Here is a 15384-nt window from a genome sequence, read left to right on the forward strand (position 1 = left end):
GCAACGTGGTTTCCGTGCGACCACTCCTGTACCTCGACGTCGACGGCACGCTGCTGCCGTTCGGGGCGGCCGGGCCCTACCCGGTCCACGAGCCGGACCACGGGACGCCGTACGGCGACGGGCGGGTGGATCCGGACGCGCATCCGCTGCTCACCCGGATCGACCCCGGCCTCGGCCCCCGGCTGCGCGCCCTGGACTGTGTGCTGGTGTGGGCCACGACCTGGCTGGACGACGCCAACGAGGTGATCGCGCCCTGGCTGGGACTGCCGCCGCTGCCGGTGCTGGACTGGCCGGACGAGGACGAGGCACCTGGTGCGACCGGCGGGTACAGGGTGTCCGGGGGGCGGGGGGTGCACTGGAAGACGCGGCATCTCGTCGCCCATGCCGCCGGGCGGCCGTTCGTCTGGCTGGACGACGAGATCACCGCGGCCGATCACGCCTGGGTCGGCGCCCACCACCCCGGCCGCGCCCTGCTGCACCGGGTGGATCATCGGCGGGCGCTGACCGGGGCGGACTTCGACGCCGTACGGGGCTGGCTCAGAGCGGCTTGAGCAGATCGACGACCGCGAGGAAGCCGGAGGTGCCGCGGCCCTGGGCGATGACCCGGCTGACCAGGCCCTCCGTCGCCCGCATCACGTTCGCCTCGATGCCGTGCGCCTCGGAGGCGTGGACGACATGGGCGATGGTGGAGGCGGCCGAGGTGATCGGGTTCAGGTCCCCGGAGTAGGAACCGTCGTCCACGTCCTTCGCCATCTGCTCGAACAGCGGCGGCAGGATCGCGCCGATGCCCATGGCGAACGGCGCGAGTTCGCCCGCGCCGATGCCCTCGGCCCGGGCCATCGCCAGGGCGTGCGCGTAGCCGGACATCGCCGTCCAGAAGATGTCGAGCAGCGCGATGTCGTACGCGGCGGCCCGCCCGATGTCCTCGCCGAGGTGGGTGTGGGCGCCGCCGAGCGCGTCCAGGACCGGCCGGTGCTCGCGGTAGAGGGCCTCGGGGCCGCTGTAGAGGAACACCCCGTCGGGCGTGCCGATGGTCGGCGTCGGGGTCATGATCGCGCCGTCCAGATAGCGGATCCCGTGCGCGTCCGCCCAGGCGTCCAGGTCACGGGCCCGGTCGGGGATGTCGGCGGTGAGATTGACGACCGTACGGCCCTTGAGGGCGGTGGCGACCTCGGGGCGGCGCAGTACGGCGTCCACGGCGTCGTAGTTCACCACGCAGACGACGGTCAGCTCGCTCGCCCCGACCGCCTCCTCGACGGACGACGCGGTGCGGGCGCCCCGCTCGACCAGCCCGGCGTCCTTGCCGGGGGTGCGGTTCCAGACCGTCGTACGCAGGCCCGCGGCCAGGAACGTCGCGGCCAGGGCGTACCCCATGGGCCCCAGACCGATGACGGTCACGGTGGAGGCAGACTGGGGGGTGGAGGCAGTGGAAGGGGTGGCGGGGGTGCCGTGCGCGGACGCGGACATGCTGGAACGCTCCTGGATGATGGTGGACTGTGCGAAACGGGGCCTGACATGACACGAAGCCGTGCCCGTGATCTGAACGTCTGCGGAGTGACCGCCGCGATCGCCGTCATCGACGGCAAATGGAAGACCTCGCTGCTGTGGCTGCTGGAGTCGGGCCCGCTGCGGCCGGCCGAACTGCGGCGCCGACTGCCGGGGCTCAGCGAGAAGGTGCTGACCCAGGCGCTGCGCGAGATGGAGGAGGACGGTCTGGTGCACCGGGAGGTGTACGACGTCCAGCCGCCGAAGACGGTCTATTCCCTGACCGGCTTCGGCCGTGAACTCTCCGTGGTCCTCGCTCCTCTCTCCGACTGGGGCCACCGCCGTCTGGACCGGATGGCGGTGGCCGCCGACGTCCCGGTCACACGACCAGCGTCGCGCGGGGCGGACGCGGTGCCAAGTACGCACTAAAAAGTGGGTGTCACGGCCCCCGCCGCCCCGTCGGCTCAGGCGTGTCGTTCGGCAGCCTCCCGTGCCACCCGCTCCAGACGGTCCCGATACTCCTGCCACCAGGCCGGGTCGCTGGTCGTCAGGCTGTCGTTGGTCGGGCTCATCCCGGCCGCGCCGTCGAGGAGTTCGCGCAGGATGTCGGCGTGCCCGGCGTGCCGGTCGGTGTCGGCGATGACCCGGACCACGGCGTGGTGCAGGGTCACTTCGTCCTTACCGTCCGGCCACCACGGAATCTTGCCCACGGTGTTCAGCGGCAGCGCGTCGAGCGTGGCGTCCGCGTGGGCCCAGGCCCGCCGGTACAGGCCGACGACGTCCTCACGGGTCTCGTCGGCGGTGGCCCACATGTCGGCGTTGGTCTCGGCCGCGTCCTGCACCCAGCTCAGATCCTCGCCGTGCGGGCGGCCGAAGGTGTCGCAGAGATAGCCCAGTTCCACGGTGGCGACATGCTTCACGATCCCCAGCAGATTGGTGCCGGTCGGCGTCAGCGGTCTGCGGATGTCGTACTCCGAGAGCCCCTCCAGCTTCCAGAGCAGCGCGTCGCGGGCGGACTGGAGATAGAAGTGCAGGTCGTCCTGGGGTGTGGAGGTGGCGGAGGGCCCGACCACGGCCCTGGGAGCGGAGGGAGAGCCGGGCGCGGTCCTGGGACCGGCACCGGCATGGAGGTGGGGATCGGGTGTCGTCATGTGCGGCAGTCTGCCGTGCCGGGGCTCTCCTCCCGGTGGGCGGCCACCCGCCCGGGCCGGGTGCGGTCCTCGGCCCACCACTTCCTGGCGCCGGGCTTCTTGGCCTCATGGGCGAGTTGCCTGACCGTGCCGCGGCACACGAACTCCTTCAGCCAGGCCCCGAACCGCCCGCCGACGTACAGCCGTAGCGCGAGGTCGTCCCGGTGGGAGAACTGGAAGACGCCGGCCCGGCGCCCCAGGCTGATGCACTGCCCCGCGAAGCCGACGGTGACCGGGGCGGGCGCGCGGCCCGCGAGCCGGCTGAGCACGGTCTCGGCGGCCTGCGGACCGAGCTGTACGGCGGACTGGCAGCCCATCCGGTACGCCAGCCCCGAGGGCGCCGCCGAGTCCCCGGCCGCGATGATGCGTGGGTCGTCCACGCTGGTCAGCGTCTCGTCGGTGCGCAGCCGGCCGATCCCGTCGGTGGTCAGCCCGCTGCGCGAGGCCAGGTCGGGCACGCCGAACCCGGTGGTCCAGACGGTCAGGTCGCCGGGGAGTTCACGGCCGTCGGCGAGCCGGACGGCATGCCGGGTCACGGCGGTCACGCGGGTGCCGGGGCCCGCGACGACCCTGACGCCGAGCGCGGCCGAGTGCCGGGCGACGGAGCGCCTGCCGCGCGGGTGGAGATACGGGCCGAGGACCCCGCCGCAGACCAGGGTCACCCGGCGGCCGGCCCCGGCCAGTTCGGTGGCGGTCTCGATCCCGGCGGGACCGGCGCCGACGACCGTGATCGCGGCCGACGCGGGCAGGGCGTCCAGGGCCGCCCGCAGCCGCCGCGCCTCCTCCAGACCGGCCACGGGGTACGCGTACTCGGCGGCGCCGGGCACCCGCTGGTCGACGGAGCCGCTGCCGACGGCGTAGATCAGGTAGTCGTAGCCGACCGTGCCCCCGTCGGCCAGCGTCAGGGTGCGCCCGGCCGCGTCGATCCGGGTGACGCCGCCGACCGTCAGCCGCACCCGCTCGGCGAGCAGCTCACGGAGGTCGACGGTGGGGTCGTACGCCCCGCCGACCAGCTGATGCAGCCGGATCCGCTCGACGAAGACGGGGCGCGGGTTGATCAGGGTCACGGTCACGTCGTCACGCTGGGTCAGCCGGTTGGCGGCCATGACCCCGGCGTAACCACCCCCGATGACGACGACCTCGATGCGCTCGGTCACGATGCCTCCTCGTTGCCCCGCTGCCTGCTCCTGCTCGCTCTGTCCCTTTCAAGACGACGGGGAGGGTCCGGCCTGTGACATCCCCCCGCCCGTCACTCTCCTGGAGCATGCTTTTGCAAGCGGCTGCTTGCAATAGTTAGCGGGGCGCGGCACAGTGGAGGCATGGCATCGCTCAACGTCGGCAATCTCGGTGAGTATCTGCGCGAACAGCGGCGCACCGCGCAGTTGTCGTTGCGGCAGCTCGCCGAGGCCGCCGGGGTGTCGAATCCGTATCTGAGCCAGATCGAGCGCGGGCTGCGCAAGCCGAGCGCGGAGGTGTTGCAGCAGGTCGCCAAGGCGCTGCGGATCTCCGCCGAGACGCTGTACGTCCGCGCGGGCATCCTCGACGCGGAGCGGGACCGGGACGAGGTCGAGACCCGTGCCGCCATCCTCGCCGACCCCACGCTGAACGAGCGGCAGAAGCAGGTGCTGCTCCAGGTGTACGAGTCGTTCCGCAGGGAGAACGGATTCGCGACCCCCGCGGACGACCCCGGTACCGGTGGTGTGGACGCGGGCGATACGGCACCACGTGCCGACACAGCAACACGTGCCGATACGGCACCACGGAAGGCGGCCGGACACAGGACGGCCGACGCGGAACCCGGCACCGCCCCCGGCGACGGTGGCGATGCCGGTCCACGGCGGAGTGCCGGTTGAACCGGACCAGGGAGAGACCGGGGCCCGCCGCGGACCACCATCAACCCTCAGCCGAATGTGAAAACGGGAGGACCCTCACCATGGCCATCACCGACGACCTGCGCAAGACCTTCAGCGACCCGACCCCCCTGTACTTCGCCGCCGGCACCGCCGACCTGGCCCTTCAGCAGGCGAAGAAGGTGCCGGGCCTGGTCGAGCAGCTGCGCGCCGAGGCGCCGGCCCGGTTCGAGGCCGTACGCGGCACCGACCCCAAGGCCGTCCAGGAGAAGGCCGCCACCCGCGCCAAGGAGGCCGGTGCCCGGGTCAAGGAGACCCAGGAGAACCTCCAGGTCAAGGTCAACGAGTTCCTGACCAGCCTCGACGGCGACTTCAAGAAGCTCGGCAGCAACTTCGACGCCGACCTCAAGCGCCTCGGCGAGAACGCCCAGGACCTCGCGCTGCGGGGTGTCGGCGTCGCCGCCGAGTACGCCGTGAAGGCCCGCGAGACCTATGAGCGGGTCGCCGAGCACGGTGAGCAGACGGTGCGCACCTGGCGCGGCGAGACCGCCGAGGGCATCGAGGAGCTGGCCATCGCCGTGGAGCCCGACACCGCGCCGAAGACGGAGGGCACGTCCACCGCGAAGCCCGCGCCGAAGCCCGCGCCGAAGGCGGCCGAGGCCAAGGGCGCCGCCCGGGTGGATGCCGCCGCCCCGGCCAAGAAGGCTCCCGCCAAGAAGGCCCCGGCCCGCAAGCCCGCCGCGAAGAAGACCACGCCGCCCGCCAAGTGAGCGGCGTGGTCCCGCGACAACGGACCGGGCACTTCCTGGGTGTCCGGTCCGTTGTCCGGGGTAGTGAAAGCGGCCGTTGCGGGTACGGTGGCCGCAGAGAGACGATCCGACTCGGGTGGTGGACGTTGTGCTGATGCAAGGGTTCGCGGGTTTCCTGTGGCTGCTGAACCTGGCGCTTACGGTGTTCAGCGCCTTCGCGCTGTTCGATGCCGCCTTCCGCCGTGAGGACGCCTATCGCGCGGCGGACAAGAAGACCAAGCCGTTCTGGCTGATCATCCTCGGGCTCGCCCTGGTGGTGAACCTGATCTTCGGCATCCTGTCGTTCCTGCCGATCATCGGCCTCATCGCCACCATCGTCTACATGGTCGACGTCCGCCCCGCCCTCCGAGCCCTCCCCGGCGGCGGTCGCCCCAACAGAGGCTCCAGCAGCGACGGCCCCTACGGCCCCTACAACGGCGGCCGATAACGCCCGAAAGGGGCCCGGGAAACTGCGCGCCCGGCCCCACGGGACCCCAAACCCACCGGGCGTGCAACGCCCGAAAGGGGCTTGGGGAACTGCGCGCCCGGCCCCACGGGACACGGCACCCACCCGGCGTGCAACGCCCCAAAGGGGCGCGGGGAACTGCGCGCCCAGCCCTATACGGCCCGCACCCGCAGGCCGCCACTAGCCCCACGGGGCACCGGACTCACGGGGCACCAATCCCACCCACCCGGCGTGCAACGCCCTATAGGGGCGCGGGGAACTGCGCAAACCACCCCAGCCCCACCCACCCGCACCGACCAGCCAACCCCCCCCACCCCCCACGCCCCCTCACCCCCCGGCGGCAGCCCCCCGCTCCAGCAACACCACCGCCACATCATCCGTAAGCTCTCCCCCATTGAGCTCCCGGACCTCGCTCACCGCGGCCCGCAGCAACGCCTCCCCCCGCAGCCCCTCCCCCAACTGCCGCCGCACCATCGCGATCATCCCGTCCTGCCCCAGCCGTTCCCGCCCGCCGCCGATCCGCCCCTCGATCAGGCCGTCCGTGTAGAGCATCAGGCTCCACTCCCGGCCCAGCTCCACCTGCGTCCGCGGCCAGCGGGCGCCGGGCAGCAGCCCGAGGGCGGGGCCGTTGTTGTCGTAGGGGAGCAGTCCCGCGGGACGTCCCGGCCGGGAGATCAGCGGGGCGGGGTGCCCCGCGAGGCAGAGCCCGGCACGGCGCCCGTCCGGCGCGATGTCCACGGTGCACAGCGTGGCGAAGATCTCGTCGTCGTCCCGCTCGTGTTCCAGGACCTGCTGAAGCGTGCCGAGGAGTTCGTCGCCGCACAGCCCCGCCAGGGTCAGCGCCCGCCAGGCGATCCGCAGCTCCACGCCGAGCGCGGCCTCGTCTGGGCCGTGGCCGCAGACGTCGCCGATCATGGCGTGGACCGTGCCGTCGGGGGTGCGGACGGTGTCGTAGAAGTCGCCGCCGAGCAGCGCGCGGGAGCGGCCGGGGCGGTAGCGGGCGGCGAAGCGCAGGGAGGAGCCGTCGAGGAGCGGGGTGGGGAGCAGCCCGCGTTCGAGGCGGGCGTTCTCCTGGGCGCGCATCCGCCCCTCGGCGAGTCTTCGCTCGGCCGTGTCGGATCGCTTCCGCTCGACGGCGTACCGGATCGCCCGGCTCAGCAGCCGGCTGTCCAGCTCGTCGCGGAAGAGATAGTCCTGGGCGCCCACCCGTACCGCCTCGGTGCCGCGCTCGGAGTCGCCGGACGCGGTGAGGGCGATGACGGCGTGCCGGGGCGCCAGCGCCAGGACATGGTGGAGCACGGCCAGCTCGTCGTCCTCGCCGGTGCGGCCGGGCGCGGGCAGCGCGAGGTCCAGCAGGATGCACTGCACGTCGTCGGTGAGCAGCCGCTCGGCCTCGGTGAGGTTGCGGGCCGTACGGACCCGGATCGGCTGACCGGAGGCGTCCAGCAGATCCGGCACGATCACCGAGCCGCCGGGGTCGTCCTCGATGAGCAGCAGGGTGAGGGAGCCGGTGGTGGCGGAGGCGGCGACGGGGACACCGGCCGGGGTCGGTGCCGAGCCCTGGGGCACGGCGGACGCCTCGAAGGCGGCCGACACGCTCTCCACAGGCGCGGCCGACGGACCTGCCGACGGACCTACCGGCCCGCCTGCCGACGGACCTACCGACCGACCTGCCGACGGACCTGACGGGCCGCCTGTCGTGGACGCGGCGGGCGGCCCGTCCACGGCATCGCTCTCCGCGGCCGGGACCGCTCTCTGCCGCGGTACGGGTACGGGCATTGTCCTGAGTCCTTCCCTCCCCCCGAGGGCACGGCGGGACGAGGGTGCTCGACCTACCGACGGGGACCATAGCGGGTGCCGGCGCCCGAGTGGAATGGGGTGTGGCGGGTGGCCCGGCGGCTGGCCGCTGTCATATGCCGCGATCCGTACCGCAGTTGGGCAGCCCACCCGGCGGTCCGGATGACGAAGGTCACGTCCCCACCGGGGCCGCCCCGGGGACGGGGTGCGCGCGGTCACATGACGCCGGTCTCACCACCGCGCCGCCTCCGACACTTCTCCCGATTCGCCCGCTATCCACCGTTTCCGCACCCCTCGAAGGGCTTCACGCACCCGGCCGTACAACCCCCAGGATCGGCATGGAACCGGCACCGGCGATCGTCACCGTCCGGCCGGGCCGCGGGGAGTGCACCATCGCCCCGTCCCCCACGTACAGCGCGACATGGCTCGCGTCGGCGTTGTAGATGATCAGGTCACCGGGGCGCATGTCCTCGGCGGAGACCCGCTTCAGTTGGCGCCACTGCTCCTGCGAGGTCCGCGGTATCGGCACGCCGGCCGCCGCCCACGCCTGTGAGGTCAGCCCGGAGCAGTCGAAGGTGTTCGGGCCCTCGGCGCCCCATTCGTACGCCTTGCCCAGCTGGTCCTTCGCGTACGCCACCGCCGTGCGGCCCGCGCCGCTGGCGGAGTCGTCGCTCCCGTCGAGGACGCCGGTGTCCAGCCAGGCGTCCTGGGCGCGGTCGGCGGCCTTCCGCTCCAGCTCGGCCAGCCGTACCTTCTCCTCCTTGGCCAGCTCGGACTCGACCTTCTCGGCCGCCGCGATCTGCTTCTTGATCTTCTTCTTCGCCCGCTCGGCGGCCCGCCGGTTGGCCTCCAGCTTCTCCCACCCGGCGGAGGCGTCCTTCGCGTACTGCTCCAAGTCCTGCTGGGTCTGTTCCAGCTTGGTCAGGGTGCTGTCGGTCGCGCGCTCGCCCTGGAGGATGCGTCCGGCGCCGTCGAGGAACTGGCGCGGGTCGTCGCTCAGCATCAGCCCCGCCTGGGGCGGCAGCCCGCCCGTGCGGTACTGGGCCCGGGCCGCCGCGCCCGCCCGCTCCCGCAGCTCCGCCAGCTTCTCCTGGCCCTTCACGATCCGCCGGGCCAGCCCGACGATCTCCTCGGACTGCTGGTCGGCCAGCTCCTCGGCGGAGTTGTACTCGTCGGTGGCCAGGGCCGCGTCGTGGTAAAGGTCGTTCAGCTTCTTGCGTACGACCTCCAGCTCCGAGTCGGTGGCGGGAGCCGACGCCGTCGTGCCGGAACCGGAACCGGAACCGGAACCGGAACCGGCGCTCGCGCCCGGCGTGGGATCAGGGGCGGCGAGGGCCGTGCCCGGTGCCGTCAGGACGGTGACCGCGCAGACCACGGCAACCGCCGCGCTGATCAGGCCGCGCTTGCCCGTTGCCATACCTGCCCCCAAAACTGATTCACCGTCAGTGACATACGACGCCCGAGGGATGGTGCCACGCGGCGCCGCAAAGCGACAGAGGAACTCCTCCGGGTCACTTCCCGAGCGCCCCCGGGACAACCTCCCCCGGCACACCCCCGAACGATCTCCCCGACTGTGTGACGAACAACTCAACGAGTTCGTTCCGCCCCCGCCGACCCTCTCGGCCCTCGCCCGCCCCCGCCGCCCCCCCCGTCGGCAGTAAGCACCCAAAACTGCCCGAAAGCCGCCTGAAAGCCGCCCCGAAGCCGCTCGAAAGCCGCCCGAAAGCTGCCCCGGAGTCGCCCGGAAGTCGCCCGAAAGCTGCCCCGAAGCCGCCCCGGAGTCGCCCCGAAGCCGCCCGAAAGCTGCCCCGAAGTCGCTCGAAATCCTCCCGAACCTGCCCCGCCCGTAAGTACCGCAAGCGCTCATCCAGGCACCCGTCACCCCCGAGGCGCCAACGCCTCCCAGGCGACCGTCACCCCCGAGGCGCCAACGCCTCCCAGGCGACCGTCACCCCCGAGGTGCCAACGCCTCCCAGGCGACCGTCACTTCGCCCTGCCGCCAGCGTCGAGGCCCGTCCACGACCGGCCAGCGGCCGGTCAGCTCCCGCACCGCCCGGATCCAGCGCTGCCGGGCGCCGTACGCGGCGTAGGGCGCGGCGTTGGCCCAGGCGCGGTCGAAGTCGCGGAGGAAGGCGTGCACGGGCTCGCCCGGCACATTGCGGTGGATCAGCGCCTTCGGCAGCCGCTCGGCGAGGTCCGACGGCCGCTCCAGCGAGCCGAGCCGGGCCGCGAAGGTGACGGTCCGCGGGCCCTCGGGCCCGAGCGCCACCCACACATGCCGCCGCCCGATCTCGTCGCACGTGCCCTCGACCAGCAGCCCGCCCGGGGCGAGCCGGGAGCGCAGCCGCTCCCAGACGGCGGCGACCTCGCCCTCGTCGTACTGGCGCAGCACATTGGCGGCGCGGATCAGGGCCGGCCGCCGGGGGAGGGGGATCTCGAAGCCGCCGTGCCGGAAGGTGAGCCCCTCGCGCTCGTACGGCTCCGCCGCCGCGACCCGCGCCGGGTCGATCTCGATGCCGACGACCCGTACGCCGGGGGCGGCCGTGCGCAGCCGGGTGAGCAGTTCGACGGCGGTCCAGGGGGCGGCGCCGTAGCCCAGGTCGACCGCCACGGGGTCGGCGGTCCACCGCAGTTCCGGGCCGTGGACGGCCGTGATCCACCGGTCCATGCGGCGCAGCCGGTTGGGGTTGGTGGTCCCGCGCGTGACGGTGCCCAGGGGGCGGGCGGCGGCGCGGGCTGTCATACGTACGAGAGTAAGCGGGCCCGGGGCGCGGCCCGTTTCTCCCCATCACATGGCAATCCACCGCAAACGCCCCAGTGGACGTCGAGCGGGCACCGGATGAACCCTCGAACGGTTGAGCGAGATCCGGTAATGATTCGGCAAAGATGCCGCCGGGGGAAATGGAGCATCCCCCTCCGGTGTTGCACCCCGGTGGAGGGCGTGACAAGCCCTCCGCAGCCATGCCCGCGGCAGGGAGGAACCGGCACGGTGAGCCAATACATCAGCAGGCTCGGTCGTCGCTCCCCGGCGGCTGCCGCACGCCTCGGCGCCATGCGGATCGGCCATCGCCGCCCCCGCCGCGTCGCCATGCTCTCCGTGCACACCTCGCCGCTCCACCAGCCCGGCACCGGCGACGCCGGCGGGATGAACGTCTACATCGTGGAACTGGCCCAGCGGCTGGCCGCGATCGACATCGAGGTGGAGATCTTCACCCGCGCCACCTCCGCCGCCCTCCCGCCCACCGTCGAACTGGCCCCCGGCGTCCTCGTCCGGCACATCGACGCCGGGCCGTACGAGGGACTGGCCAAGGAGGAGTTGCCGGCCCAGCTCTGCGCCTTCACCCACGGGGTGATGCAGGCATGGGCAGGGCACCGCCCCGGCCACTACGACCTCGTGCACTCCCACTACTGGCTCTCCGGGCACGTCGGCTGGCTCGCCGCCCAGCGCTGGGGCGTCCCGCTCGTGCACGCGATGCACACCATGGCGAAGGTCAAGAACGCGAACCTGGCCGACGGCGACACTCCCGAGCCCGCCGCCCGGGTCATCGGCGAGACCCAGATCGTCGCCGCCGCGGACCGGCTGATCGCCAACACCACCGAGGAGGCCGACGAACTCGTCCTCCACTACCGCGCCGACCCCGGCAAGGTCGCCGTCGTCCACCCCGGCGTCAACCTCTCGCGCTTCCACCCCGCCGACGGCCGCGCCGCCGCCCGCGCCCGGCTCGGCCTCCCGCAGGACGCCCTGATCCCCCTCTTCGCCGGCCGGATCCAGCCGCTCAAGGCCCCCGACGTGCTGCTCCGCGCGATCTCCGTACTGCTGGCCGAGCGCCCCGAACTGCGCTCCCGGATCGTCGTACCCGTCGTCGGCGGCCCGAGCGGCAGCGGCCTCGCCAAACCGGAGGGGCTCCAGAAGCTCGCCGCGCGGCTCGGGATCGCCGATGTCGTACGGTTCCGTCCGCCGGTCGGCCAGGAGCGGCTCGCGGACTGGTTCCGGGCCGCCTCCGTGCTGGTCATGCCGTCGTACAGCGAGTCCTTCGGGCTGGTCGCCATAGAGGCGCAGGCCGCCGGGACGCCGGTGCTGGCCTCCGCGGTCGGCGGGCTGCCGGTGGCGGTGCGCGACGGCGAGACCGGCTTCCTCGTGGAGGGCCACGATCCGGTGCCGTACGCGCGCGTCCTGGAGCGGCTGGCCGACGACCCGGCGCTCACCCACCGGATGGGCCTCGCCGCCGCGCACCACGCCCGCCGCTTCGGCTGGGACACCGCCGCGGCCGGTACCGCCGAGGTGTACACCGAGGCCGTCCACGCCCACCGCCGGCGGGCCCGCGCCGCCCACCACGGCTGAGCCGCCCCGCACCCCCTGACGTACGCTCGCAGCATGGCGGCAGGTGAGCAGCAGCAGGCGGCACAGGTCATCGAGGACGTCCTCAAGGAGGACGGCGTCGAGTGGGAGAGCCCCGAGCCCGGCCACTACGTGGTCAGACTCCCCGGCACCCGCAAGCTGTCCACCACGGTCTCCCTGATCGTCGGCCGCCACACCCTCTCCCTGAACGCCTTCGTGGTCCGCCACCCCGACGAGAACGAGCCCGCCGTCCACCGCTGGCTCCTGGAGCGCAACCTCAAGCTCTACGGCGTGAGTTACGCGGTCGACCGGCTCGGCGACATCTACGTCACCGGCCGCCTCCCGCTCTCCGCCCTCACCCCGGACGCGATCGACGGCCTCCTCGGCCAGGTCCTGGAAGCCGCCGACGGCGCTTTCAACACCCTCCTGGAACTGGGCTTCGCGACCGCCATCCGCAAGGAGTACGCGTGGCGGGTGGAGCGCGGGGAGTCCACCCGCAACCTGGACGCGTTCACCCACCTGATCCGACGCCCGTCGAACTGACCTCCCCCCAGGGCAGTCACGGTGGCCGCGCGCCATCTGTACGGGGGCCCGGCGCGACCCGGACCACCTGGACCGTCCTACGAGGCTCAGTGCCCGTCGGCCCGGTAGCGGCCCGGGGTCACGCCCACCAGCCGGCGGAAGTGCCGGGTGAGGTGGGCCTGGTCGTAGAAGCCGGTTCCGGTCGCCGCCTCGGCGGGGCGGGCTCCGGCCAGCAGCAGGGCGCGGGCGCGGTCGACGCGGCGCGAGGTGAGGTACTGGTGCGGGGCGATGCCGTACGCGCCGCTGAAAGCCCGTACGAGATGGGCGGGGTGGGCGTCGAGCAGCCGTCCGGCCTCCTCCAGGGACACACCCTCGACCACCCGCGCGTCGAGCAGTTCACGCAGTCGGCGGGCGAGGGCGGGGCCGGTGCTCGGGCCGATGCCGGTCAGCCGGGGCCGCAGCCGGTCGGTGAGCCGCTCGGTGAGCCGCTCGGCGACGAAGGTGAGCCGGCTCTCGGCCTCCAGTTCCTCGCCGGGGCGGGCCAGGGCCGTGTGCAGTTGGCCGACCCGGCGGCGCAGCAGCGGATCACGCAGGTCGGGGGTGTCGACGGCGGCGCCGATCAGTTCGTCGCCCAGCCGCGAGGAGTCGAGGTACAGGACGCGTTTGCGGAAGCCGTGCGGGGTGGCGGCGGAGCCGTTGTGCGGGATGTGCGGCGGCAGCAGGGAGACGGTGTCGTGCGGGGTGCCGTGGGAGTGCCGCTCCAGGTCGTACCGGACGGCCCCGTCGTCCACGATCAGCAGAGTCCACGCCGTATGGACGTGCATGGGGTAGGCGTACTCGGTGAAGCGCGCGTGGAAGACCTCCACGACGCCCGGGACGGCGGGGCGCCAGGCGGAGACGGAGGGCGCGTGCCGCTGCGGGGCCATGCAAAGAACGTACAAGACTCCCCGGGGCGGGCCCGCGAGCCTGGTGCGCATGATGACTACGGACCCGTCCGCCCCCGGCCCCCTGACCGCGCCCCCTGTGCGCTTCGACACGAAGATCGCCGTCCTGCTGCGTGCGGACCTGGAGCCCTGGCAGCGGCTGAACGTCACCGCGTTCCTGGTCAGCGGCCTGGGCACCGATCTTCCCGAGGTGATCGGCGCGCCGTACGAGGACGCCGACGCGGTGGCCTATCTGCCGATGTTCCGACAGCCGGTGCTGGTCTTCGAGGCCACCAAGGAGACGCTGACGACGGCCCACGCGCGCGTGCTGTCCCGGGCGCTGCCGCGCGCGGTCTTCACGGCGGACCTGTTCGCCACGGGCAACGACCGGGACAACCGCGCGGCGGTGAAGGCGGTCCCGACGACCGCCCTCGACCTGGTGGGGCTGGCGGTGTACGGGCCGAGGAACGCGGTGGACAAGGTGGTGAAGGGCGCGCGGATGCACCCGTAGCCGCTCGCCCTCAGCCGGCACCGACCTCGGGCCGCACCTTCTCGACGGCGGTATCAGGAACGGGGGAGGTGATGGGGGCGACGGGCGGGACGGGGGCGACGGAGGCGACAGGCGGGACGGGGGCGACGGGCGTGGACCGCTCCACGGGGGCGCCGGCCTCGTCGTCCGTCGGCAGGCTCCGCATCAGCAGCGCGTACCCGAGCGCGGCGATCGTACCGATGACCGCGCACAGCCCCCACAGCCACTCCGCGCCCCAGCGGTCGATGACGAAGCCGGACATCAGCGGGGCGATCAGCCCGGCGACGGACCAGGACATGGTGTACATGCCCTGGTAGCGGCCCCGTCCGTGGGTGGGGGAGAGCCGGACGACGAGCCCGGTCTGGGTGGGCGCGTTGACGATCTCGGCGAGGGTCCACACACAGACGGTGAGCGCGAAGACCCCGACGGACCCGGCGAACGCGGTGAGCCCGAAGCCGTACCCGGCGAGCAGCGAGGAGACCACGAGCAGCCGGCGCGGGTCGCGGTGCTGGATGAACCGGGTGACGGGGATCTGGAGGGCGACGATCAGTACGCCGTTGACGGCCATGGCCATGCCGTAGTCGGCGGGGGTGAACCCGGCCGCGCCCATGGCGACGGGCAGCCCCACCGCGCCCTGCTGGAAGATCAGCGCGATGAGGAAGGACAGGGTGACCACGCCCATGAACCGTCCGTCGCGCAGGACGGTGCCGAGCCGGACGGCGTCGTCGGCGGCCTGCTCGGTGACCGTGCGCTCGGGCCGTGACTCGGGCAGCTTGACGAAGACGAGGACCGCGCAGACGGCGGTCATCCCGGCCTCGATCAGGAACCCGGCGAGATAGCTGTACTCGGCGATGAACCCGGCCGCCATGGCGGAGATCGCGAAGCCGAGGTTGATGGCCCAGTAGTTGAGGGAGAAGGCCCGCACCCGGTCCTTGGGCGGCACGATGTCGGCCATCATCGCCTGCACGGCGGGCCGCGAGGCGTTGGACGCGGCGCCGACCAGGAAGGCGACGGCGGCGATGGCGACGGGGTGCTGCATGAATCCGAGCAGCGCGACGGAGAAGGCGGTGGCGCCCTGGGCGGCGACCAGGGTGGGGCGCCGTCCGAGCCGGTCGGTCATGACCCCGCCGGCCAGGGAGGAGACGACGCCGCCGAGGCCGTAGAGGGCGGCGACCAGACCGGCGTAGGAGGCGGAGTAGCCGCGCTCCAGGGTGAGGTAGAGCGCCATGAAGGTGGCGACGAAGGCGCCGAGGCGGTTGACGAGCGTGCTGGTCCAGAGCCACCAGAAGGCGCTGGGGAGCCCGGACACCGTCTCGGTGAGGGCACGTCTGAGGCGAGTGGCACTGGCGACGGACAAGCGGATCCCCCCACGGTGACCGATGACGGACGACGACGGACGACGACGGAGGCCAGGGGGAGAGCGTGCTGTAAGAGCCCCTGCGGGCTGTAAGAGTCCCTGACCTATGGCGCAACTTACTCAGTGGGGTCGGCCGAG

General features: G+C 72.8%; 16 protein-coding genes. 8 read left to right on the forward strand and 8 right to left on the reverse strand.

From position 1 onward, the window contains the following. Positions 1-14 precede the first annotated feature (14 nt). Positions 15-551, forward strand: a complete 537-nt coding sequence (locus tag ACIQNG_RS36060; RefSeq protein ID WP_401491067.1) for an HAD domain-containing protein — start codon at positions 15-17, stop codon at positions 549-551. On the opposite strand, the gene ACIQNG_RS36065 is transcribed toward ACIQNG_RS36060, so the two are convergent. After that, complete coding sequence (locus ACIQNG_RS36065) at positions 538-1467, reverse strand: NAD(P)-dependent oxidoreductase (RefSeq protein ID WP_401491069.1); 930 nt, start codon at positions 1465-1467, stop codon at positions 538-540. The two genes, ACIQNG_RS36060 and ACIQNG_RS36065, sit on opposite strands and share 14 nt — an antisense overlap. Positions 1468-1515: 48 nt before the next feature. Between ACIQNG_RS36065 and ACIQNG_RS36070 the strand changes: the two genes are divergently transcribed. Next, positions 1516-1914, forward strand: a complete 399-nt coding sequence (locus tag ACIQNG_RS36070; protein WP_401427986.1) for a winged helix-turn-helix transcriptional regulator — start codon at positions 1516-1518, stop codon at positions 1912-1914. Positions 1915-1949: 35 nt separating this feature from the next. Here ACIQNG_RS36070 and ACIQNG_RS36075 read toward each other — a convergent pair whose 3' ends face one another. Together ACIQNG_RS36075 and ACIQNG_RS36080 are read right to left on the reverse strand one after the other, a co-directional pair. Then, the gene (locus tag ACIQNG_RS36075) at positions 1950-2636 is read right to left on the reverse strand and encodes a DinB family protein (protein WP_401491071.1); all 687 of its coding nucleotides are present in this window, start codon (positions 2634-2636) and stop codon (positions 1950-1952) included. Continuing rightward, positions 2633-3832: an NAD(P)/FAD-dependent oxidoreductase gene (locus ACIQNG_RS36080; protein WP_401491073.1), complete on the reverse strand. Its 1200-nt coding sequence runs from the start codon at positions 3830-3832 to the stop codon at positions 2633-2635. The genes ACIQNG_RS36075 and ACIQNG_RS36080 overlap by 4 nt, the downstream gene beginning before the upstream one ends. A 162-nt stretch (positions 3833-3994) precedes the next feature. Between ACIQNG_RS36080 and ACIQNG_RS36085 the strand changes: the two genes are divergently transcribed. The 3 genes from ACIQNG_RS36085 (at position 3995) to ACIQNG_RS36095 (ending at position 5761) form a co-directional block, all read left to right on the forward strand. Further along, positions 3995-4528: a helix-turn-helix domain-containing protein gene (locus tag ACIQNG_RS36085; protein WP_401491075.1), complete on the forward strand. Its 534-nt coding sequence runs from the start codon at positions 3995-3997 to the stop codon at positions 4526-4528. A gap of 80 nt (positions 4529-4608) precedes the next feature. Beyond that, entirely contained in the window at positions 4609-5295 is a 687-nt protein-coding gene (locus ACIQNG_RS36090) for a hypothetical protein (RefSeq protein WP_401491077.1), read from the forward strand. Positions 5296-5428: 133 nt separating this feature from the next. After that, positions 5429-5761 (forward strand): DUF2516 family protein, encoded by a 333-nt coding sequence (locus ACIQNG_RS36095; RefSeq protein WP_401491079.1) that lies wholly within the window; start codon positions 5429-5431, stop codon positions 5759-5761. A 345-nt stretch (positions 5762-6106) separates the two neighbouring features. On the opposite strand, the gene ACIQNG_RS36100 is transcribed toward ACIQNG_RS36095, so the two are convergent. The 3 genes from ACIQNG_RS36100 to ACIQNG_RS36110 form a co-directional block, all read right to left on the reverse strand. Continuing rightward, entirely contained in the window at positions 6107-7558 is a 1452-nt protein-coding gene (locus ACIQNG_RS36100) for a SpoIIE family protein phosphatase (protein WP_401491081.1), read from the reverse strand. Between the two features lie 322 nt (positions 7559-7880). Then, positions 7881-8993: an NlpC/P60 family protein gene (locus tag ACIQNG_RS36105; RefSeq protein WP_401491083.1), complete on the reverse strand. Its 1113-nt coding sequence runs from the start codon at positions 8991-8993 to the stop codon at positions 7881-7883. Between the two features lie 531 nt (positions 8994-9524). Then, positions 9525-10319, reverse strand: a complete 795-nt coding sequence (locus ACIQNG_RS36110; protein ID WP_401491085.1) for a class I SAM-dependent methyltransferase — start codon at positions 10317-10319, stop codon at positions 9525-9527. A 246-nt stretch (positions 10320-10565) separates the two neighbouring features. Between ACIQNG_RS36110 and mshA the strand changes: the two genes are divergently transcribed. Continuing rightward, positions 10566-11918: a D-inositol-3-phosphate glycosyltransferase gene (mshA, locus tag ACIQNG_RS36115; RefSeq protein ID WP_401491088.1), complete on the forward strand. Its 1353-nt coding sequence runs from the start codon at positions 10566-10568 to the stop codon at positions 11916-11918. Between the two features lie 33 nt (positions 11919-11951). Continuing rightward, a complete protein-coding gene (locus tag ACIQNG_RS36120; RefSeq protein WP_401428007.1) occupies positions 11952-12458 on the forward strand; it encodes a YbjN domain-containing protein in 507 nt (168 codons plus the stop codon). An 86-nt stretch (positions 12459-12544) separates the two neighbouring features. Here the strand turns inward: ACIQNG_RS36120 and ACIQNG_RS36125 are convergent, their stop codons facing one another. Beyond that, on the reverse strand, positions 12545-13363 hold the full coding sequence (locus tag ACIQNG_RS36125; RefSeq protein ID WP_401491090.1) for a helix-turn-helix domain-containing protein: 819 nt from the start codon (positions 13361-13363) through the stop codon (positions 12545-12547). A gap of 49 nt (positions 13364-13412) precedes the next feature. On the opposite strand from ACIQNG_RS36125, the gene ACIQNG_RS36130 reads away from it, so the two are divergent. Further along, a complete protein-coding gene (locus ACIQNG_RS36130) occupies positions 13413-13871 on the forward strand; it encodes a DUF2000 family protein (RefSeq protein WP_401491093.1) in 459 nt (152 codons plus the stop codon). A gap of 10 nt (positions 13872-13881) precedes the next feature. Here the strand turns inward: ACIQNG_RS36130 and ACIQNG_RS36135 are convergent, their stop codons facing one another. Next, the gene (locus tag ACIQNG_RS36135; protein ID WP_401491095.1) at positions 13882-15246 is read right to left on the reverse strand and encodes an MDR family MFS transporter; all 1365 of its coding nucleotides are present in this window, start codon (positions 15244-15246) and stop codon (positions 13882-13884) included. Between the last annotated feature and the right edge of the window lie 138 nt (positions 15247-15384).

The sequence above is a fragment of the Streptomyces sp. NPDC091377 genome (assembly GCF_044757045.1).
Classification (GTDB): domain Bacteria; phylum Actinomycetota; class Actinomycetes; order Streptomycetales; family Streptomycetaceae; genus Streptomyces.

Bases quoted from the DNA above. Each gene is read 5' to 3' on its own strand.
- ACIQNG_RS36125 (WP_401491090.1), bottom strand. From the start codon at position 13,363: ATGGCCCCGCAGCGGCACGCGCCCTCCGTCTCCGCCTGGCGCCCCGCC.
- ACIQNG_RS36105 (WP_401491083.1), bottom strand. From the start codon at position 8,993: ATGGCAACGGGCAAGCGCGGCCTGATCAGCGCGGCGGTTGCCGTGGTC.
- ACIQNG_RS36120 (WP_401428007.1), top strand. From the start codon at position 11,952: ATGGCGGCAGGTGAGCAGCAGCAGGCGGCACAGGTCATCGAGGACGTC.
- ACIQNG_RS36070 (WP_401427986.1), top strand. From the start codon at position 1,516: ATGACACGAAGCCGTGCCCGTGATCTGAACGTCTGCGGAGTGACCGCC.
- ACIQNG_RS36100 (WP_401491081.1), bottom strand. From the start codon at position 7,558: ATGCCCGTACCCGTACCGCGGCAGAGAGCGGTCCCGGCCGCGGAGAGC.
- ACIQNG_RS36110 (WP_401491085.1), bottom strand. From the start codon at position 10,319: ATGACAGCCCGCGCCGCCGCCCGCCCCCTGGGCACCGTCACGCGCGGG.
- ACIQNG_RS36065 (WP_401491069.1), bottom strand. From the start codon at position 1,467: ATGTCCGCGTCCGCGCACGGCACCCCCGCCACCCCTTCCACTGCCTCC.
- ACIQNG_RS36090 (WP_401491077.1), top strand. From the start codon at position 4,609: ATGGCCATCACCGACGACCTGCGCAAGACCTTCAGCGACCCGACCCCC.
- ACIQNG_RS36095 (WP_401491079.1), top strand. From the start codon at position 5,429: ATGCAAGGGTTCGCGGGTTTCCTGTGGCTGCTGAACCTGGCGCTTACG.
- ACIQNG_RS36085 (WP_401491075.1), top strand. From the start codon at position 3,995: ATGGCATCGCTCAACGTCGGCAATCTCGGTGAGTATCTGCGCGAACAG.
- ACIQNG_RS36075 (WP_401491071.1), bottom strand. From the start codon at position 2,636: ATGACGACACCCGATCCCCACCTCCATGCCGGTGCCGGTCCCAGGACC.
- ACIQNG_RS36130 (WP_401491093.1), top strand. From the start codon at position 13,413: ATGATGACTACGGACCCGTCCGCCCCCGGCCCCCTGACCGCGCCCCCT.